Source organism: Kosakonia sp. SMBL-WEM22 (assembly GCF_014490785.1).
In the GTDB taxonomy this organism is placed as follows: domain Bacteria; phylum Pseudomonadota; class Gammaproteobacteria; order Enterobacterales; family Enterobacteriaceae; genus Kosakonia.
The window spans coordinates 3,485,537-3,502,915 of the sequence record NZ_CP051488.1 but is presented as its reverse complement, the minus strand read 5'-3'; the positions used below and the strand labels follow the sequence as shown (position 1 = coordinate 3,502,915).

At 53.3% G+C, this 17,379-nt stretch carries 23 protein-coding genes and 2 pseudogenes; 7 read left to right on the top strand and 18 right to left on the bottom strand.

Features of this window, described 5'->3' with window-relative positions:
• Positions 1–40 precede the first annotated feature (40 nt).
• Both HF650_RS16805 and HF650_RS25465 read right to left on the bottom strand, forming a co-directional pair.
• Positions 41–493 (bottom strand): AraC family transcriptional regulator, encoded by a 453-nt coding sequence (locus tag HF650_RS16805; RefSeq protein ID WP_249118872.1) that lies wholly within the window; start codon positions 491–493, stop codon positions 41–43.
• A gap of 105 nt (positions 494–598) precedes the next feature.
• Positions 599–727: pseudogene (locus tag HF650_RS25465) on the bottom strand (AraC family transcriptional regulator); the annotation flags it as partial.
• Between the two features lie 179 nt (positions 728–906).
• Between HF650_RS25465 and HF650_RS16800 the strand changes: the two are divergent.
• Positions 907–1,299: a nuclear transport factor 2 family protein gene (locus HF650_RS16800; RefSeq protein ID WP_187799595.1), complete on the top strand. Its 393-nt coding sequence runs from the start codon at positions 907–909 to the stop codon at positions 1,297–1,299.
• Between the two features lie 46 nt (positions 1,300–1,345).
• On the opposite strand, the gene HF650_RS16795 is transcribed toward HF650_RS16800, so the two are convergent.
• The 4 genes from HF650_RS16795 to HF650_RS16780 all read right to left on the bottom strand — a co-directional run bounded on the left by HF650_RS16795 (position 1,346) and on the right by HF650_RS16780 (position 3,655).
• A complete protein-coding gene (locus HF650_RS16795; RefSeq protein WP_187799594.1) occupies positions 1,346–2,248 on the bottom strand; it encodes a pyridoxal-phosphate dependent enzyme in 903 nt (300 codons plus the stop codon).
• 85 nt (positions 2,249–2,333) lie between these two features.
• Positions 2,334–2,744 (bottom strand): VOC family protein, encoded by a 411-nt coding sequence (locus HF650_RS16790; protein WP_187799593.1) that lies wholly within the window; start codon positions 2,742–2,744, stop codon positions 2,334–2,336.
• A 38-nt stretch (positions 2,745–2,782) separates the two neighbouring features.
• A complete protein-coding gene (locus HF650_RS16785) occupies positions 2,783–3,271 on the bottom strand; it encodes a DinB family protein (protein ID WP_187799592.1) in 489 nt (162 codons plus the stop codon).
• Positions 3,272–3,424: 153 nt separating this feature from the next.
• Positions 3,425–3,655: a hypothetical protein gene (locus HF650_RS16780; protein ID WP_187799591.1), complete on the bottom strand. Its 231-nt coding sequence runs from the start codon at positions 3,653–3,655 to the stop codon at positions 3,425–3,427.
• A gap of 134 nt (positions 3,656–3,789) precedes the next feature.
• Here HF650_RS16780 and HF650_RS16775 point away from each other — a divergent pair, with 134 nt between their 5' ends.
• Positions 3,790–4,005 (top strand): hypothetical protein, encoded by a 216-nt coding sequence (locus HF650_RS16775; protein ID WP_187799590.1) that lies wholly within the window; start codon positions 3,790–3,792, stop codon positions 4,003–4,005.
• Positions 4,006–4,042: 37 nt separating this feature from the next.
• Here HF650_RS16775 and HF650_RS16770 read toward each other — a convergent pair whose 3' ends face one another.
• The gene (locus HF650_RS16770; protein ID WP_187799589.1) at positions 4,043–4,918 is read right to left on the bottom strand and encodes a LysR family transcriptional regulator; all 876 of its coding nucleotides are present in this window, start codon (positions 4,916–4,918) and stop codon (positions 4,043–4,045) included.
• A gap of 108 nt (positions 4,919–5,026) precedes the next feature.
• On the opposite strand from HF650_RS16770, the gene HF650_RS16765 reads away from it, so the two are divergent.
• Complete coding sequence (locus HF650_RS16765; RefSeq protein ID WP_187799588.1) at positions 5,027–5,893, top strand: NmrA family NAD(P)-binding protein; 867 nt, start codon at positions 5,027–5,029, stop codon at positions 5,891–5,893.
• Between the two features lie 43 nt (positions 5,894–5,936).
• Here the strand turns inward: HF650_RS16765 and HF650_RS16760 are convergent, their stop codons facing one another.
• The gene (locus tag HF650_RS16760) at positions 5,937–6,248 is read right to left on the bottom strand and encodes an EthD family reductase (RefSeq protein ID WP_187799587.1); all 312 of its coding nucleotides are present in this window, start codon (positions 6,246–6,248) and stop codon (positions 5,937–5,939) included.
• Positions 6,249–6,363: 115 nt separating this feature from the next.
• Between HF650_RS16760 and HF650_RS16755 the strand changes: the two genes are divergently transcribed.
• A complete protein-coding gene (locus HF650_RS16755; protein WP_187802728.1) occupies positions 6,364–6,810 on the top strand; it encodes an acetyltransferase in 447 nt (148 codons plus the stop codon).
• Positions 6,811–6,834: 24 nt separating this feature from the next.
• Here HF650_RS16755 and HF650_RS16750 read toward each other — a convergent pair whose 3' ends face one another.
• Both HF650_RS16750 and HF650_RS16745 read right to left on the bottom strand, forming a co-directional pair.
• Positions 6,835–7,254 carry a VOC family protein gene (locus tag HF650_RS16750; RefSeq protein WP_223284189.1) on the bottom strand — a complete coding sequence of 140 codons (420 nt, stop codon included), beginning with the start codon at positions 7,252–7,254 and terminating at the stop codon, positions 6,835–6,837.
• Positions 7,255–7,306: 52 nt separating this feature from the next.
• A complete protein-coding gene (locus HF650_RS16745; RefSeq protein ID WP_187799586.1) occupies positions 7,307–8,044 on the bottom strand; it encodes an alpha/beta fold hydrolase in 738 nt (245 codons plus the stop codon).
• Positions 8,045–8,182: 138 nt separating this feature from the next.
• Between HF650_RS16745 and HF650_RS16740 the strand changes: the two genes are divergently transcribed.
• Positions 8,183–8,644 carry a hypothetical protein gene (locus tag HF650_RS16740; RefSeq protein ID WP_223284188.1) on the top strand — a complete coding sequence of 154 codons (462 nt, stop codon included), beginning with the start codon at positions 8,183–8,185 and terminating at the stop codon, positions 8,642–8,644.
• Positions 8,645–8,708: 64 nt separating this feature from the next.
• On the opposite strand, the gene HF650_RS16735 is transcribed toward HF650_RS16740, so the two are convergent.
• The 8 genes and pseudogenes from HF650_RS16735 to hprR form a co-directional block, all read right to left on the bottom strand.
• Positions 8,709–9,776 carry a hypothetical protein gene (locus HF650_RS16735; RefSeq protein ID WP_187799584.1) on the bottom strand — a complete coding sequence of 356 codons (1,068 nt, stop codon included), beginning with the start codon at positions 9,774–9,776 and terminating at the stop codon, positions 8,709–8,711.
• Positions 9,777–9,790: 14 nt separating this feature from the next.
• Positions 9,791–10,237, bottom strand: coding sequence for a hypothetical protein (locus HF650_RS16730; protein ID WP_187799583.1), 447 nt, complete (start codon positions 10,235–10,237; stop codon positions 9,791–9,793).
• 22 nt (positions 10,238–10,259) lie between these two features.
• On the bottom strand, positions 10,260–11,324 hold the full coding sequence (locus HF650_RS16725; RefSeq protein ID WP_187799582.1) for a PAAR domain-containing protein: 1,065 nt from the start codon (positions 11,322–11,324) through the stop codon (positions 10,260–10,262).
• A gap of 21 nt (positions 11,325–11,345) precedes the next feature.
• Positions 11,346–13,306, bottom strand: a pseudogene (gene tssI, locus HF650_RS16720) (type VI secretion system tip protein TssI/VgrG).
• Between the two features lie 204 nt (positions 13,307–13,510).
• Entirely contained in the window at positions 13,511–13,819 is a 309-nt protein-coding gene (locus HF650_RS25345) for a hypothetical protein (protein ID WP_223284187.1), read from the bottom strand.
• Positions 13,797–14,093, bottom strand: a complete 297-nt coding sequence (locus HF650_RS16715) for a MerR family DNA-binding protein (RefSeq protein ID WP_223284186.1) — start codon at positions 14,091–14,093, stop codon at positions 13,797–13,799. Before HF650_RS16715 ends, HF650_RS25345 begins: the two co-directional genes overlap by 23 nt.
• 108 nt (positions 14,094–14,201) lie before the next feature.
• Positions 14,202–15,557, bottom strand: a complete 1,356-nt coding sequence (locus tag HF650_RS16710) for a heavy metal sensor histidine kinase (RefSeq protein ID WP_187799581.1) — start codon at positions 15,555–15,557, stop codon at positions 14,202–14,204.
• Positions 15,550–16,230, bottom strand: coding sequence for a response regulator transcription factor HprR (gene hprR / locus HF650_RS16705; RefSeq protein ID WP_187799580.1), 681 nt, complete (start codon positions 16,228–16,230; stop codon positions 15,550–15,552). The genes HF650_RS16710 and hprR overlap by 8 nt, the downstream gene beginning before the upstream one ends.
• A gap of 135 nt (positions 16,231–16,365) precedes the next feature.
• Here hprR and hiuH point away from each other — a divergent pair, with 135 nt between their 5' ends.
• Both hiuH and HF650_RS16695 read left to right on the top strand, forming a co-directional pair.
• Positions 16,366–16,776, top strand: a complete 411-nt coding sequence (hiuH, locus tag HF650_RS16700; protein WP_187799579.1) for a hydroxyisourate hydrolase — start codon at positions 16,366–16,368, stop codon at positions 16,774–16,776.
• 6 nt (positions 16,777–16,782) lie between these two features.
• On the top strand, positions 16,783–17,325 hold the full coding sequence (locus tag HF650_RS16695) for a heme-binding protein (RefSeq protein WP_187799578.1): 543 nt from the start codon (positions 16,783–16,785) through the stop codon (positions 17,323–17,325).
• The last annotated feature ends 54 nt before the right edge of the window (positions 17,326–17,379 follow it).

Here is a 17,379-nt window from a genome sequence, read left to right as displayed (position 1 = left end):
CCGCTAGTGCGGTAGGGGCGTGTGCCCTTACCGCCACGTTTTAAGCGTTATAGCGCCCGGGCGTGGTACCAAAGACCCGGCTAAAAAGGGCGATAAACGCGCTCACATTATCATAGCCCAGCTCCAACGCAATCGCCGTCACCGGCTTGCCTGCCGCCAGAAGTTCAAGCGCCCGTAGTAACCGCACCCGCTGTCGCCATTCGCTAAAGCTAAATCCCGTTTCTGCACTAAATCGCCGCGAAAGCGTGCGGGATGAGATGCCCGCCCAGGCGGCCCACGCCTCCAGCCTGCGATCGTCGTCCGGACGAGCGGTAAGCGCATGCGCAATCCTGATGAGACGCGAATCTTGTGGCATGGGCAGACCAAGATCCACCTCTGGCAGCGCGCCGATTTCGTCAATAATCACACCTGCCAGACGCTCCTGCGATGGCGTGAGCGTCATCTCTTCGAAGCCCGCCGCGCGGGCTACCGCTTCGCGCAGCAGACCGGTCATCGCAAGAGTGCAGGGTTTATCTGGCAACAGATGACAGGCTGATACCGCGACATATACGCTCCAGCCAGAGTAGGGCCCGTGTGATGTTAAGCCGTGTGGCGTGTCGGGCGGTATCCACACAGCATGTGTTGCTGGCACCACCCAGCGACTCCGCCCGGCATCGACCGTGAGCAGACCGTGCTCTGCACCGAGCAGTTGCCCACGAGCGTGATGATGGCGCGGCGTTTCGCGCATGGCGTCTGACTGGCGCATCACCGCCCAAATCGTCGGCCCTGCTATCTCTCCAGCCAGTGCATAAGGAATTAGCGGTTGATTCATCATTTGGCGTCTGAAGCGTATTGATTGTCTTTTATAGCGTACCGACGCCAGATGGTCGACGGTAAAATCCTCACTACACTCACTGAGGAGCACCTATGCAAACGACAACTATCGCCACCGTTCTGGATAAGATCATCAACCAGCAGCAACTGCCGCTGGAGCAGGTAATTGAGCGCTACTTTAGCCCCGCCTACCGACAACGCACCAATGGCATCCGGGAAGATCGTGAAGGGTTTACTCAACATGCCGGCAAGCTTCGGGAGATCAGCGTGGGGGCGAAAATAGATGTGCTGGATGAACTGCGCACCGGGCCGCTGTACGCTACCCGCCACCGCGTTTTGTGTACTAAGCGCGACGGCACTGAGGTGCTTATGGAAGTTTATATGTTTGCCGAACTCGATGATGCCGGGCGTTTTCTGCGCATTGAAGAGACGACCCTAATGCTCGAAGGGAGCGAAGGCGATCGCCATTTAGGCAGCGCCAAATAGCGATCTTTGACATGTCGGGACTCGATGTAGCGGCCCAGGAAGAGTATTAGCCGAGCAGGCTTTCCAGCGTCACCGATGCCCCGCCGCAGACAATCACCAGCACGTTATCGGTGGGATTAAAGCGGAGTTTATTGTCATAGAGCAGCGAGAGCGACACGCCGCAGGCGGGCTCGGTCAGCACGCGATGGTCGTCAAGGAACAGGCGGCTGGCGCGCACCGCTTCCGCGTCAGAGACAACCTGGCTTCTCACCTCAAGGCGGCTGGCAACGTTAAACGCATTTTCACACACCTGGCTGGCGGCAAGGGTTGTGGCGATGCCGCTCACCTTCTCCAGACGCACCCGTTTCCCGGCGTTGACCGAGGCGTTAAGCGACGCAGTGCCCTCGGTTTCAACGGCATAGATCGGGATATGGCTCAACTGATGTTTTTCCAGCCCCTGAGCGATGCCGGAGAGCAGGCTACCGCCGCCGACCGACAGGATCACGGCGTCCGGGATCACGCCGGCAGAGATGACCTCATCCACCAGCGTGCTGATGCCTGCCCACAGGAGCGGATTATCAAAGGGGTGAATATAAATCACCTCATCGGTGGCTAGAGAGAGAGCATAATCGTTCGCCTCGCTCCACACCTTGCCGTGTACCACAAGGCTGGCCCCTTCCTGCTCGATCAGATCTCTCGCCCGCAGCGAGGTGGTTTCAGGCACCACAACGGTGACCGGCAGTCCCAGTTTGCGGCAGCTGTGCGCCACCGCAATGCCCGCATTGCCGCCCGACGAACTGATAAAGCCTTTTGCGCCCCGTTCTGCATAATAGCTACAAGCATGGGCCGCGCTGCGAAGTTTGAACGAGCCGGTGGGCTGAGCAGACTCCATTTTCAGCCACACATTGCATCCGCTGTGCTGGCTTAGCGGCAGCGAGTGCAGCAGTGGGGTCTGAATAGTGATTTCCATGACATCGAATCCTTATGCATAAGCCCATACGATAAAGGCCGTTCTGGAGCGTTTTTTAGTCTGACCAGTAATAACACAAGAACTATCAGGCTGGGTTATCTATTTCCGGATGCCAGGGGTGGCATACGCAGGCCAGTTTGTGTCCTTCGGGATCCCGCAGATAAGCAACATAGAAATCCGGGCCGTAGGCCTCCCGCAGACCGGGCGCGCCCTCATCACTGCCGCCATTTTTAAGCCCTGCTGCATGAAATTGCTTTACCTGCTCTGCGCTGCTGGCGCGGAAGGAGAACATCGTCCCGTTGCCCGCCGTCGCCCTTTCATTATCGAAAGTCGGGCAGATGCAAAAACTAAACCCCTGGTCTGGCGGCTCGCCCCACATCGCCCACTTCTCACTCCACGCCGGGATGCGCGGCACGCCCAGCACCGCGAAAATCGCGTCATAGAAACGCGTCATCGACGGTAAATCGTTGCTGCCTAGGGTGGTATACATCAGCATGGTTTGGCTCCTGGCTCGCTTGCAGAAAAAAGCAGCCGTCAGTGATTATGGTCGCGCAGAAAAACGGTTAATACATCCTTTGGCGCGACGCCGCCGCACTCTGAAATCATCCAGCCGACCGCGCCGCGATGATAGGTGCCATGGAACAGCACGTGGTTCAGCATATCGATAGCGCGCATCTCGCCGTGCCCCCCGTCGACAAAACGGAAGCTGATGGCGTTTTCAAGATCGTACGAGGAGAGGGTGCCAATATGCTCGATATACCATGCGGCGCAGTCGGCCATCTTCACTTCAAGCTCTTCCAGGGTGGGCGTTTCCGGGGTATTTAGCGCGGTATAACCGTGCTGCTGACCGGTGAGATTGGCCCTGAAAATCATGTCGACGACATAAATATGATTCATCAGCCTTACCATCAGGTGGCGCTTTTGCGGGTGCGCCGTTTCGTCGATCGCCTTAATGGCCTTGAGGGTTTCGCCATCCATCCAGCGCTTAAATTTCACCAGGCTAACCAGTGTGTCCTTGTCCATCTTCTGCTCCACATATGACTGAAGCAGTATCATACCTCGCGTGGACTGTTTGGCTGAGTAGATCCTTAAGCAAAAACCAGGGGGTGGCATCGGCATATTTCAGCGAGCGGCGCTTGTTAACGTGTCGAAAAAGACCGCAGCGTTAAGGTTTTTCTAAGCTTTCTCCGTCACACTGGGGTTATAAAGCGCACAGGGTTCAGGTGCCGTTGTCGGATTATAGTCGGCAGGAGATGATGTCCCCTGCCACTTTTTTAACTTTTTATTAGCCAGAAAGTTTGTTTCGCCATTCCTTTTTTTATTTTTTATTGTCATAAAACCTTCAGCAGTATCAATAGTTAACAACTTCTTTAAAATCGAAAAAATATTTAACTCACCTTCAGACAATCCTCATTAAATAGTGATGAGTTTGCAGGTAAATTACTTTATAAATAGATGGGACAACGTCGACATACCTTACTCACCTGGCTGCTTGCGCAGCAGATAATTACAGATGCGACATCTACGCGGGAGGGAAGTGAATGGATATCATAAGTTCAGAGCGTGTAAGTGAAGTCTATATGGTTATCGGGCACGCGGTATCATCATTGATATCAGTTGGAAAACGCGTTGAGAAGGAGGGTATTCTCAAGGAGTTAAAAGCGGCAAAAGCGAAGGCAGTGGATGGAATGAACGACGTCTATGAATCCGCTATTCGCCACGTTGCCAGTGAGGGCGTTGCTGCCAGCGAGCAGTGAAAAGCACCCATTCCTGGCATCATATCTCCCGCTCGCCTCAGGTAGAGAACCAGCCAGCGGGATAGTATTCACAGATAAACGCTACAAAAGCTTTCACTTTCGGGCTCTGCAGCCGACGTGAGGTGTGCAGCACCCACAGCTCGGTAAGCGTATCCGCTTCCCCCCAACTTATCAGTTCCCCTCTCTCCAGATAAGCAGTGACGATTGACTTCGGCACCATCGCCGCACCGGCACCGGCCAGAACCGCATCGCGGACGGTCAGCAGCGAGGAGAGGCGCATCACCGGCTGCGGCGTAAAGCGGCGCTGTCCGTTCTCAACGATCCAGTCACTTCCTTCTGTATGCGTTGACAAGACAATGGCCGGGATCGTCGGCACGCTTTGCCCATCCGCAGCGGGCAGGCTAACGGAAGGTGCGGCGACCAGCACCAGCTTATCCCTGGCGAAGCATCGGCCAACCAGCGAACTGTCTGCCTGCGGATTAATGCGGATCGCCACATCAAACTGCTCCTCTACTAAATCACTGATGCGGTTTTCCGAGACAACCTCAATATGGATCTGCGGATAGCGCTGGCGAAATTCCGCCATCAGCCGCCCCAGCGCCAGCTGCGAAAAGAGCAGCGGAGCGGCAACACGCAGCCACCCTGCGGGCGCGGCGTTATCTTCCCGCGCCGATTCAACCGCTTCATCAATTTCACGGATCGCACCCAGCGTACGCGCCAGCAGGCGCTCGCCCGCTTCGGTGATCTTCAGCTTCTGGCCGCCGCGCTCCACCAGACGCACGCCCAGCGACTCTTCGAGATCGGTCAGCCTGCGCGAAAGGGTGGCCTTCGGCTTACCGCTGGCGCGGCTGGCGGCACCAATCCCGCCTGCTGCGGCGATAAGGTGAAACTCTTTTAATGCGTTGATATCCATTAGCTGTCTCATTTTTGGAACAGAGTGTGCAAATAATAGCCTCTTCCGGGCCAAAATGGATCGGGATAGTCTCTGGTTACACCCACCAGATATTACGGAGTAAACATCATGACTATTCTTGTTACCGGAGCAACCGGCCGCGTTGGCCGCCACGTTGTTGATCAGCTTCTTCGCCGCGGCGCTGATGTTCGCGTAATGACCCGCGATCCCGCAAAGGCCAGTTTTGCTGACAATGTAGAGGTGGTTAAGGGCGATCTGCTGGATATCGACGCCCTGCGCGTGGCTTTCAGTGGCATCAGAACGCTGTTTTTACTCAATGCGGTTGCCGCCGACGAATATACCCAGACGCTGATTACGTTCAACATCGCCCGGGAAGCTGGCGTTGAACGTGTAGTTTATCTCTCGGTTTTCGGCGCTGATGCCGCCGTCAATGTGCCGCATTTCGCGGTTAAATATGGTGCCGAGCGCATGCTTACCGCGATGGGCTTCAGCGCCACTATTCTGCGCCCCACCTACTTTATCGACAACGAGGCGATGATTAAGGAGGTGATCGTTAACCATGGCGTTTACCTGATGCCGATTGGCAGCAGGGGTCTGGCGATGGTGGATACGCGCGATATCGCCGAGGTGGCAGCTATTGAACTTGTTCGGCGCGACCAGGCGCACGAGAAGCTGCCCGTCGAGACGATTAACCTCGTTGGCCCCGATACGTTGACCGGTAACGATGCGGCGGCAATCTGGCGCGATGTACTCGGGCGCGAGGTGATGTACGGCGGGGACAGCCCGGATGCTTTCGAAGCGGGCATGGCGGAATTTATGCCGAAATGGATGGCCTATGAGATGCGCCTGATGGCCGAGCGCTACGTCAGCGAGGGCATGATCCCACATGATGGCGACAGGGAGCGGCTGGTGGCGCTGCTTGGCCGCCCGCTGCACACCTACCGCGACTTTGTGGCGGCGCTTGCCGCGCAGTAAAATAGAAAGGCCGGTGCTTCAGCATCGGCCTTTTGCTTGATACTTAAAGCGCAACGACGCGCGAATGGGCGGGTGTCAGATCGGTAAAGTGGGCCACATCGCCCATCACTTCTGGTGCTTCTGCCGAGTTGAATGCTGCTTTCATCGCCTCCTCATCGCGGAATATGCATTCACAGATAGCGACGGTTCCGGTCTGCTCAACGGCCGGGAAGAAGGCGGCTGCGCTGAGCAGGCCATACTGCTGGAACGCTTTCATCACCAACGGAATGTGATTATTGACGTAATAGTCCCGGTCAAAACGGCTCTGCGGATCGCCGTAATAGGTGACGTATAGCGTGAAGGTTGAAGTGCTCATCGTGTGACCTCTTTAATAACTGGTTTCTATTCGTTTAAGCCGCTGAAAGTGTAGCTGGCATTCGAGGCTGCTAATATGCATTCCGCGCTGTTAAGCCATTACGGAGAGGAAGATGATGATAACGATTGAAGCGGGCAGGCCCGCTCACTACCCGACATTACTGGAGATCTGGGAGTCATCGGTGCGTGCCACCCACGATTTCTTACCGGAGGGGGATATTGAGGCGCTGCGCCCGCTGTTAGAAAATCTCTATTTCCCTGCCGTCACGCTGTCGATTGCCCGGCTGGTTGAAGATGGCTCCATCGTCGGCTTTGTCGGCGTCAGTGACAACAGGATTGAGATGCTGTTTGTCGATGCCGCCCGACGCGGAAAAGGCACCGGCAAAGTGCTCCTGCAACACGCCATCGCGCAGGGCGCGGATGAGCTGGACGTCAATGAACAGAATCCGCAAGCGGTGGGGTTTTATCAACAGCAGGGCTTTGAGGTGGTGGGCCGCTCTGAGCATGATGGCCAGGGGCGGCCCTATCCACTTTTGCATATGAAGTGGAATAAAAAGGTGTGATGGCTGAAAGCTTCATGCCGCTCATTACGCGATGTACTGGCTAAAGCGCAGCAGGTAGCCATCCGGATCCTGCACGAGAAATTCTCTCTGGCAGGCTGAAGTTTCACCGATGTGATAGTGATTATCCTGAAGCTGTCGATAGAGAGCGATGTTGTTTGCCGCAAGACGATTTAGCACCGCCTCAATATCGTCCACCTCAATCTGAAAATTCACCCCGCGACCTAATGGCGCGACCAGTTCTGCCGTATTCCATCCCTGCGCATGATACTGCTCAATCATCAGTTGCGCCTCACCGAGGGTGAGATAGGCAAAGTCAGGATCGCTGCGTTTTATCATCACTCTGAAACCCAGCGCATCGGTATAAAATCGCAGCGAGGTGGCAAAGTGGGTGACGGTAAGCTCAGGAACCATACGGTTCCAGTAGGTCTCCTGAAGAGCGGGCATAGGATCTTTCCTTGTTCAACTGAAGCGACGGGGCAGTAACGTACTTTTTATATTAACCGTGCCGTTGAGCGCGGCTGATAAAATGGCTTATCGCACTGACGGTGGCACGCTCTGGATGATTAACTTCACTCAGGTGATCGCCTTTACCGGTCAAAAGCGGTATGTCATAGCGCGTGGCTAACGCCGCCATGGAAGCGTAATAGGGGTCGTCAGCGCCCGCCCAAAAACGCAGGGGAACAGGGCAGGGGAAAAAGGCCTCCGCGTCCTGAGCGTGTTTTCTCAGTTCATTGAAAAAGTACTCAACCCCTTTTTCATCCTCAGGGGTGAGCGAGGCAGTGAGTTCCGGCGCGACTTGCCGGGCATAAGCGATAAACATCTCAAACGTCAGCTTGCCAACAGGCGTTTCGGGCAGGCCAGCTTCACAATCCCATCCCCCCAACACCACGGAGTGCAGGCGATCTGCCTGAGCGTTTATCAGCTCCATCGCCAGCCAGGCACCGGCAGAGTAGCCGATGATATGCGCTTTTTCATGTCCCAACTCATCCATCAGATTAACGATGGCTAACGCCTGGCTCTGTGGCGTGTAGGCTGCCTGATTATCTGGCTTATCGCTCGCGCCGTGGCCGGGCAGATCCGGACACACTACCTGAAATTGCGGACTCAGCGCGGAGATGAAGCCGTTATCTGCCCAGCAACGGCTATCCATCAGCAGACCATGAAGCATGATGACTAACGGGCCTTCGCCCTGGGTGCGGTAAAAGAGGCGCGGCGTTGCTGATGTATATGGCATAGGGATTCCTGTAATGTGCGCGTGTATATTCATAAAGACTAACGCCATGTTCTAACATGGATAATCCCTTGAAAGGCAACAACAGGTGCGCAACCCCTAATATTGGCGTGGTCGTAGATCTGCAAACCGGGAGTAATGATGGCAAGACGACGTGAGCTTAAGGGCATCGCTAATGCGCTCAATTCGAGCTTTGTGAGCCGCAATAATGATTTCAACGGCTACTGGTCTCTGGGGCTGCTAAAGCACTTTGCGATCAGGCACCGATTCACCTCCGTAGGGATTGCATTGCCCGAAACCCGGCTCGAGGCGCGCGAGTCATTGATAAATCATCTGGTGCGCTATTACACGAGTATGCTGACAAAGCTGCTGAACAAACAGCGTATTCGACCGGACTGGGTGCATAACGTCGAGATCATCGTCGATTTTAGACCCCGGGGCGTCGATACGGCGTTAATTGAAGGCGCTGCCTCCGTTGAGCCTTTTGCCTGCCACTGCAAGATTACTGACGATCGCGGTCGCCACTACGCGTCAACCCTCTATGGCCGCTGCTGGATGCACTCGGCGAAGAAGGAGTCAAGATCGACGCGTGTATGTCGGTAATAAATTATCAGCCATCGCATTTATCTCAGTTACAGGGCCGCCACTTTGGTATACCTGAGGCTGATTATGCGATGTGAAAGGTCGACAAGATAATCTCCAGACAGCGTTTATTGGCTTCAAAGTGGTAATCACGATGATTTCTCTTTTTGCCGACGAGTTCTGCATAGCACCATGCTTTACCCAGACTAAAAATGTAGCACTGATAAAAGCCCTCGATCTTTTCTTCAAGACTTAATATATCGCCCTGGCAGGTTGACATATTTTCACCAAACAGCGGATTAAAATCATTTGGTATGGAGCTGAGTGAGTCGGTGATGAGCGTAATTCCCGCCTGAGGATCTTTAAAACGTTTGGTTGCTAAGTTGAACACATCCTGCTCTGTAAATAACGTATCTTTCGAATAAAAATAGAGATTAATCACCCCATAATTAATACCATCGAAAGTATGTTCAATGAGAAGGCGGTTTTTAGCGATCGGTTTCGCTTTCCATGAGCCCGGAATTTTAAAACCACTACTGTTTTTATTACTGATGCTGAAGGTTTCCAGTAACTCCGCCAGCCCTAAATTACTGCGATGCAGGAGATCCCAATTCGTGACGGTAAGATAGATACTGTCAGCCAAAGCTGCATAATCTCGTGCGGCGCAAGCCGCTTTGATAAGGAAATAATTACCGCCACCTTTCTTAGGGTTGTAATCTTTTTGTACGGTAAAACGTGAAATTACCTTATCGCCGGAGGAGTGGACTTTTAGGGTTAAAACATCAGCAAATTCCCCGAAACCGGAGGGATGTTTGATCAGACGTTGCTGAAGCACTTTCTCGCCCATAAGCTTCAGTTTATTGAACAGCCAGTCTGCTGGATTTATCTCCCATTCTATATGCTCACAGGCTGCCCATACCTCCATATAAGGCTGCGCATCATTACTGAAATAACGCCCCAAATTGGTCATGCCTACCTCTTCGAGGTAGGTTGGGACGACCTCCGCTGGCTTGACGCGTTTCGGTAAGAAAACCCAGTACTGAAGCATTTTTTCTTCAGATGAGGTGTACAAGCACTTCCAGTAATTGGCTTCAATCTCCGCGTTGCTGAGGGCAGGAGTTAATGGGAAAGCATAGTTATTATCGATGTCCATAAAAGCTCCGTTAATCACGCCACGTCAGTGAGCCAGATGCCATAGAAGACCATTACTGCGCCTAATGATGAAAGACATTTAGCTGCAATCAACACTTTAGGCCCCCAACGCCTAAAGATTGATGCTATTTTTGAGTAGTTTTCCTGTGTATTATGATTTTCGTGAAGTTGGAGGATTGTTGTAAATATAGTACAGAGCAACACCACGAGAAGCTTGCTGAATAAAACTCCTAATATCGACAGAGGGAAAATAATTGATAAAAAGAGCATGTTATCGTAACCCAAAGCAGGGAAGAATTTAAGAGTGAATGCTAATAGTACTCCCCAAATCATTGCTGCAGGAATCACTAGTGCGATTTTTAATAAAAAAGACTTCCACTCTTTTTTGCTGAGCATATCCTTCCCATTCCAGATATATAGCAGTGCCGTTAACAAAAAAAAGCTAAAAAATAAATATTTCATAAAGTACCTTTTCTAAATCCATTCAACTACCAATGAGCACCGTAGCACAACCGGTAAGGATTGTCCCATCTCCACTATTATTTTTTTCTGTTTGCGAACTTGTGATTAATTTATATATATACACTATAAAGTTTTCGATTGGTTTGAGAGCTATTTTCCCCTCAACATCACCACGAAATCCAATTCCGATTGCGAACCGACCTGTTATTTTAACATTGAGAGAATAATCATTTTTATCTGCCCAGATTCCGCCTCCAGCACCGGTCGCTGCCGAACCGGCAACGCCTGCAACTTTGGCTTCAGCAACTAAAATTCCAAGAACATCGAGATTACCTACCGCTTCCGCTTTAAACACATTAGCTTCAGCGCCAAAATCAGCGTTGAAACCATAGCGACCTTTATTGCCGCCGTAGAACTCAAGAACCGCTTTAGCTTCTGCTGAGCCAACATTGACATCACCGCTGACATTGCCATAAAGCAAACCTTTCTCCCCAGCCCTACCGGTTGCACCATATTGAATCCCTGTCGCTGTGGCACCGCTGTTTAGCCCGTAAATATTATCTCCCCCGCCATATATTGAACCTGTGGCATTGACGGCTGAAACTTTGTTGCGTATTTCACCCCGAAAAAGATCCTCACTTTTCAGGTTACCCATGGTGAGATCTTCAGCTGCGAATCCTGTCGAAAGGGTATCCAGATCGCCATTTTCATTTTTATCTTCCAGATTGGCATACGCTCCCAGGATACGCGCATCATAAAATTCATCGTGTATCAGCCCATCCTCACCGGCCTTTTTTGCAAGCGTTCCGCCCCAGTATTGGGTTGGAGCAGCTTTATTTGCAGGTGGTATCGGTGTACTGCTGGTGTTGCACTGGGTTTGATCCCCCATACGTGCAAGCGGCAAATTATTGACAAAAACCGTACCGGAGCCGCCAACGATGGCACCATTCCCATGTTGTGAGCATGACAGTGCGTCGCCTTTTCTCGCCGCAGGAAAACCACCAATAATGACATCAGGGCTTCCGGTCTGAATTGTTCCTGAATGAGCGCTGGTATCAATTTGCGCGCGGGCAGCTGGCTGTCCCATAGTGATGACCTTTTCTGGACGTTAACTGTTAACTTTGACCATGGCGCCCTTAATATCGGTCAAGTTTGTTCCATTGATTGCAATCGTATCAGTGGTTTTGACCTCAGCATTCGTTCCGCCCCCGAGCCTGGTCATCTCCACGCCTTTAAATGAGGCTTCAGTAATGCTCTCCGCTTTCAGCGTGCCTTCAGAAACAATAATTTCGATAGTTGATGGTGTTATATGAATGTAATTATCATTCACCTTCAACTTAATTGAAGAGGCAGCTTCAAGCAGCGCATTCCCCTCTTTATCCATCGTTAAGATCGTCTTATTTTCACCGACATTGAGTGTGTATTGAGTGCCGACATTATTGTTGTCGTTATTGCCAATGTTGGAATCGTGATCGCGTTTGATGGTCACATGTTCATCGCGACCTATGGATTTTTTTCTGTCTACGCCGACATCATGTGTTTCACAGTTTTCAATATCTGTATCCATATTCCTTTCAGCGTGCACCCAGATCTGCTCTGCACCCGCCTTATCTTCAAAGCGGAAAACGTTGGCATTATCGCGGTGGCCATCCTTGCTACGGCTGTAAAAACCCATCTGTGTCGTGGCTGCAGGTAACGTCCATGGAGGCATGCTGGCCTCGTTATAAACGCGTCCTGTAATTATCGGGCGATCGGGGTCGCCATTGATAAAATCGATCACTACTTCGTCGCCAATGCGCGGTATTTGGACGCTTCCGTAACCTTGACCGGCCCAGGCGCTGGAAACACGGATCCAGCATGAGCTTGAATCATCGCCTTTCGCTAATCTGTCCCAGTGGAATTTAACCTTCACGCGACCATATTTATCAGTCCAGATAGATTGCCCTTTGGGGCCAACGACCCGCGCGGTTTGTGGGCCAAAGGTACGGGGCCAGGGCGTTACTGGCGCTGGACGGAATGCCACTGTTGCGGGAATAACGGAAAAATCAATTTGGTGAATGGTATTGCCATTTTCACCGCTGGCGTAGCGGTTCTCTTCGAAATGGTAGTGCACGGCGGTAGTGAGATACGCGCCGTTGTCGGTAAAAAAGGGCGCATTGACCAGCGAAAAAGTGTGACCGGGGGCAATACCAATTGCGGTAGCAGTGCCCTGAATTTTTTGATGTTCTACTTGCCAGCGCTCCTGTCGAATGCGCGCATAGAATTCTCCGTGTTGATGATCGACAAAACGTCCAGGCAATCATAAACATCTATCTCACCGGGAGAGGGGGATTTGGGATTCTGTCGTGCCTGAAACAGCCAGGCATGTGGTTTACGAAAGTCATAATCATCAAGGCTGTAAATGCCGGGGGTGACATTATCTTCAAGTGCCCACTGGCCGACACCTTCCTCATTGGTTACACCACCTGAAGATGTTTGGTGATAAGCAATAACTTCATAACCAGGAAAAGAGTGGTGCTGCTCATTGGCATCGGTTAGCACCATAATATGTCGATCGGCTTCGTGCCTGAAATAGTATGCGATCCCTTCTAATTCCATTAGCCGACTGATGAAATCAAAACTGCTCTCCTGATACTGGACGCAGTAATCCCATACCCGGTAGCTATAAGTTAATCGATCTTCAACATTGACCTGGTATTCGCTCAATAGCGTTTTAACAATCTGCGCTGCTGTTTGCCCCTGAAAAATACGTAAGTTGCGGTCACGTTTCATCGGCCATACATCCGGCTCCACCGTCAAATGATATACGGCATAGCGCATTCCGGTTAACTCTACGGCGCTCACAGCGACGCGAGTAATTTTGCCGTTAATATAACGTTCAGTAGTCAGAGCGCGCGTTGGTATAGCAACGGTAACCGGTTTACCCAGCAATGCGCTGCGTTCAAGACGCGCCTCGTCTCCCAGCAGGGTCAAATTTAAACTGAAGGCTTCAGATATTGCTTCGCTTCCGGTGAGTTTCCAGAAGCGAAGCCCTTCGACGGGCAGATGTACAGTAATTCGATTAAACATTGATAAATCCATTTAATTAACTCTCGTCAGAGCCTAAACCAGAGCGATGATTACAGAGTCATCTTTAGCCAATGCATTTGGCGAATATCATAAAACAGCGTTAAGAAAATCTTATCCAGCAGAGGTTATCGCCTGTTCTTGTTATTAGTAGATTGCTTAGGCCGACGCCGAACTCTGCATTTTATATGTCCATTTTGCAAAGTACTAAATATTATTCTGCGGACTTACTGCAAATTTCACTAAAGCATGCAATACAGAAAACGCTGCTTTCTGTATGACAATAAACCAGCGAGTCGTACTTAAAGCAAACGCTGTAGTGTAGTTCCAATGTTTAAACATGCCGGATAGCGGAACGCCGCAGTAATATACCCAATTCAATAACTTCCTATCTACAATAGCAACCTGCAAAAAGTAGCGGTTGATTATCTGTACAGGCATTGTGCTCCGAAGGGATACGCTACTTATTGCTTGATCAGCCGTAGCCCTCTGCTCACCAGTTTTTGAACGACGCACACTCGGTATGCTCCTGCGCCGGGCAGCGGACGGCATGCTTCAGCCCTTCGCTGAATAACTGCAGTTTGCAAATCGTCTCGTCAATTGCCTGCGCGCGCTGCTGAAGTTGCTCGCGGTTGATAGCGACCTTGCCCTGCGGGTTTAACATTGCTGCCATCTCATCCAGTGAAAAGCCTGCCGCCTGGCCGAGCGCGATCAGCCGCAACTTATTCAGCACGCTTTGCGGATACTGCCTTCGCAGCCCGTTGCGGTAGCCAGCGCTGGGTTTTGGCATTGCGGCCTCCCGCACTCCCAGGCCTCAGCCTGCTGACGCATCTGGCTATGGCCTCAGGCTATATGGTGCGGCGCTGCTTTACGCCGCTTAATCCCGATCGGCGGCGTGTCAGGCGGGCAAACGCAGGCCGAAAATGTTCTTGCCCTGCGCGTGGCGATAATAGGCGTTGCCGCCATGTAGCGCGGCGATGGCGCTCACCAGCGATAGCCCCAGCCCGCTGCCGGCGGTGTGACGGACATTATCTCCCCGCCAGAAGCGCTCGAAGGCTTTCTCCGGCTCGGCAAGCGGCTCCCCGGCGTTCGCCACTTCAATTTCGACCAAATTACCGTGCTGAATTGTGCTGACGGCGATGGTGCCGTTTCCCGGCGCATAGCGAATGGCGTTGGTCAGCAGGTTAGTTATCGCGCGCTGAAACAGCATCTTATCGGCGGTGAGATTGCCCTGCGCATTTAGCTCGATCGCCATTTCACGCTCCTCTGCCAGCGGTTCGAGGAAATCGATCACCATCTCCAGTGCCTCGCTGAGTGAAAAGGTTTCCTGATTGAGCTGGATATTGTGATGCGTGGCGCGCGCAAGAAAGAGGATGTTTTCCGTCAGCCGCGATAGCGCCTCCAGCTCCTCAATGTTCCCTTCGAGCAGCGCCTGGTACTCTTCAACGGAACGCTGATGACCCAGCGCCACCTGATTCTGACCCAACATCACATTGATTGGCGTGCGGATCTCATGGGCCAGATCGTCAGCAAACTGGGTGAGGCGGATAAAATCTGTCGACAGGCTCTGACGCATGGCGTTGAGCGCCTTGCCAAGGGGGAGCAGCTCCTGCGGGATCGCCTGCAACGGCACCGGCTGATTTAACCGGTCACTGGCGGTCTCGGCCACAATCTGGCTTAAGCGGCCAATGGCCCGCAGCCCACGGCGAATCAGTAGCGGGCTGAGGGCGGCGCAGAGCAGAATGGCCGCCAGTGACACCAGAATGCTTTGCTGGCGGTAGCGCTCAAGCATCATGGCCCGCTCGCGCGCCACCCGGGCGAGCGTGACGGTAACCGGCCCGTGTGGTGAGTTGGCCTGCAGGCTGAGCGCCGAGGCGTCCATATTGTCGGCGCTGCGCCAGCGGTGCAGCTGCTGTGCATTGGGCGGCGTGTTAACCGATGTGGGTGCAATGTCCGGCAGCGCGACACCGGTATGGTTGATGGTGACGTTTTGTGCCTGCTGCGGGCGGATGCTGAGAATATCCTGGCGAATATCGACCATGCGGTTGAAGTAGAGCGGCAGCGCGTCCGGCTGGGCACCATCCTCCAGCAGCTGGCGAAGTTGCGCGGCGCGGTTAATCAGCGTCTGATCGTCGCGCCACACCAGCCCGCTGCGCAAGGCGTTGTAGAGGATCAGGCTGATGCCGCCGCAGGCCAGCGCCATAATCAGCGTAAAAATTACCGTCAGTCTTAGCGTCAGGGAGGGGCTATACATCGCCTGGCTCCTGTACGGAGAGGCAATAGCCCATGCCGCGAACGGTGGTGATCAGCTTATCTGCAAACGGATCGTCAACTTTGCGGCGCAGGCGGCGAATGGCAACATCGACAATGTTGGTTTCGCTGTCAAAATTGACGCCCCAAATCTCGCTCGCCAGCAGCGTACGCGGCAGGATCTCACCGTGGCGGCTGGCGAGCAGCCACAGCAGCATAAACTCTTTGCGCGTCAGCGCGATAGGCATGCCATCGCGCGTCACCTGAAAGCGCGCCGAATCCATCACCAGATCGGCAACGCGCAGTGTAGTGCTGTGCGGCTGGTGCTGACGAAGCTGATTCTTAACACGCGCGAGCAGCTCCGCAAAGGAGAAGGGTTTGACCAGGTAGTCGTTCGCGCCCAGCTCCAGCCCTTTGACCCGATCCTCTACCGAGTCGCGGGCGGTAAGGCAGATCACCGGCACCGGGCTTGCGGTGCGCAGGGTTTTCAGCACCTGCCAGCCATCCATGCCCGGCAGCATAATATCGAGGATCACCAGGCTATATGGGTGCGCCAGCGCCAGATGCAGGCCATCGCGCCCGTCCGCTGCGTAATCGACAATATAGCCCGCCTCTTCAAGCCCTTTGCGCACCCAGGCGCTGGCTTTCAGGTTGTCTTCAATCAGTAACAGTTTCATCGGCGCAGTGTGCCACGAAATATTGAGACGCCCCAGCCTTTCAGCGCCAGATGACAATATGGTCATCTTTCTGACAGGCAATTGCGGCAAGCGTGGAGGTATAAAAGCCGGGTCATCAACACAGGAGAATCCAATATGAAAAAGTCTATCGCTGCGTTAACCCTCGCTGCACTGCTTGCCGCACCCGCTCTCACTTTCGCGGCCGATAAAAACCCGCTGAGCGTTCATGTGCTGAATCAGCAAACCGGGCTGCCGGCCGCCAATGTTGCGGTGACGCTTGAGCAGAAGCAGGGGGATAGCTGGACGGTGCTGAACACCGCCAACACCAATCAGGATGGGCGTATCAATGCCCTGTGGCCGGAAAAGCCGTTTACCGCGGGTGACTATCGGGTGATCTTCAAAACCGGTAAATACTTCGCCGACCAGAAACAGCAGAGCTTCTTCCCGGAAATTCCGGTCGAGTTTCATATCGATAATACAAAGTCGACTTATCACGTTCCGCTGCTGCTGAGCCAGTACGGCTACTCCACCTACCGCGGGAGCTAAGGGCAGATGAAACGTCTTATGCTCGCGCTGCTGCTGGCGGCAGGCCCCGCGACGACGCTGGCCGCAATGCCCGCAACTGTTTATGACATGACACAGGCGCTCGCCACACAGCTGGCAACCGACGCGTTATCGGTTTGTCATGATATGCACCGCCAGGGCGTGGTGGCGGTGGTCGACCGCGGTGGCAATCTGGTCACGCTGATGCGCGATGACAACATCGGGCCGCACAATACGCAGGCCGCCTGGCGCAAGGCGTTTACGGCGCTGTCGACCAAAACGCCAACCCGGCAGTTTGCGAAGCAAGCGCAGGCCTCGCCAGAGACCGCCAACCTCAATACGGTAAATGAGTTATTGCTGCTCGGCGGCGGCGTGCCGGTGAAATATCACGGTCAATGGATCGGTGCTATCGGCATGGCGGGCACCGGCGGCGCGGAGTCCGACGAACATTGTGGGATGGAAGCGATCAATAAGGTTCCCGATCTCAGTACCGCAATGGCAACGACTAAAACAGCCTCAGATGAGGGGACAGGAAAAATGCAGAGCCGTTGAAGTAGTGTGATGGCCGGATCGGCTCATGGCTGATTTAGCCGCCGCACGCAGGAA

Bases quoted from the DNA above. Each gene is read 5' to 3' on its own strand.
- HF650_RS16805 (WP_249118872.1), bottom strand. From the start codon at position 493: ATGACCGGTCTGCTGCGCGAAGCGGTAGCCCGCGCGGCGGGCTTCGAA.
- HF650_RS16800 (WP_187799595.1), top strand. From the start codon at position 907: ATGCAAACGACAACTATCGCCACCGTTCTGGATAAGATCATCAACCAG.
- HF650_RS16795 (WP_187799594.1), bottom strand. From the start codon at position 2,248: ATGGAAATCACTATTCAGACCCCACTGCTGCACTCGCTGCCGCTAAGC.
- HF650_RS16790 (WP_187799593.1), bottom strand. From the start codon at position 2,744: ATGCTGATGTATACCACCCTAGGCAGCAACGATTTACCGTCGATGACG.
- HF650_RS16785 (WP_187799592.1), bottom strand. From the start codon at position 3,271: ATGGACAAGGACACACTGGTTAGCCTGGTGAAATTTAAGCGCTGGATG.
- HF650_RS16775 (WP_187799590.1), top strand. From the start codon at position 3,790: ATGGATATCATAAGTTCAGAGCGTGTAAGTGAAGTCTATATGGTTATC.
- HF650_RS16770 (WP_187799589.1), bottom strand. From the start codon at position 4,918: ATGGATATCAACGCATTAAAAGAGTTTCACCTTATCGCCGCAGCAGGC.
- HF650_RS16765 (WP_187799588.1), top strand. From the start codon at position 5,027: ATGACTATTCTTGTTACCGGAGCAACCGGCCGCGTTGGCCGCCACGTT.
- HF650_RS16760 (WP_187799587.1), bottom strand. From the start codon at position 6,248: ATGAGCACTTCAACCTTCACGCTATACGTCACCTATTACGGCGATCCG.
- HF650_RS16755 (WP_187802728.1), top strand. From the start codon at position 6,364: ATGATAACGATTGAAGCGGGCAGGCCCGCTCACTACCCGACATTACTG.
- HF650_RS16750 (WP_223284189.1), bottom strand. From the start codon at position 7,254: ATGCCCGCTCTTCAGGAGACCTACTGGAACCGTATGGTTCCTGAGCTT.
- HF650_RS16745 (WP_187799586.1), bottom strand. From the start codon at position 8,044: ATGCCATATACATCAGCAACGCCGCGCCTCTTTTACCGCACCCAGGGC.
- HF650_RS16740 (WP_223284188.1), top strand. From the start codon at position 8,183: ATGGCAAGACGACGTGAGCTTAAGGGCATCGCTAATGCGCTCAATTCG.
- HF650_RS16735 (WP_187799584.1), bottom strand. From the start codon at position 9,776: ATGGACATCGATAATAACTATGCTTTCCCATTAACTCCTGCCCTCAGC.
- HF650_RS16730 (WP_187799583.1), bottom strand. From the start codon at position 10,237: ATGAAATATTTATTTTTTAGCTTTTTTTTGTTAACGGCACTGCTATAT.
- HF650_RS16725 (WP_187799582.1), bottom strand. From the start codon at position 11,324: ATGGGACAGCCAGCTGCCCGCGCGCAAATTGATACCAGCGCTCATTCA.
- HF650_RS16715 (WP_223284186.1), bottom strand. From the start codon at position 14,093: ATGCCAAAACCCAGCGCTGGCTACCGCAACGGGCTGCGAAGGCAGTAT.
- HF650_RS16710 (WP_187799581.1), bottom strand. From the start codon at position 15,557: ATGTATAGCCCCTCCCTGACGCTAAGACTGACGGTAATTTTTACGCTG.
- hprR (WP_187799580.1), bottom strand. From the start codon at position 16,230: ATGAAACTGTTACTGATTGAAGACAACCTGAAAGCCAGCGCCTGGGTG.
- hiuH (WP_187799579.1), top strand. From the start codon at position 16,366: ATGAAAAAGTCTATCGCTGCGTTAACCCTCGCTGCACTGCTTGCCGCA.
- HF650_RS16695 (WP_187799578.1), top strand. From the start codon at position 16,783: ATGAAACGTCTTATGCTCGCGCTGCTGCTGGCGGCAGGCCCCGCGACG.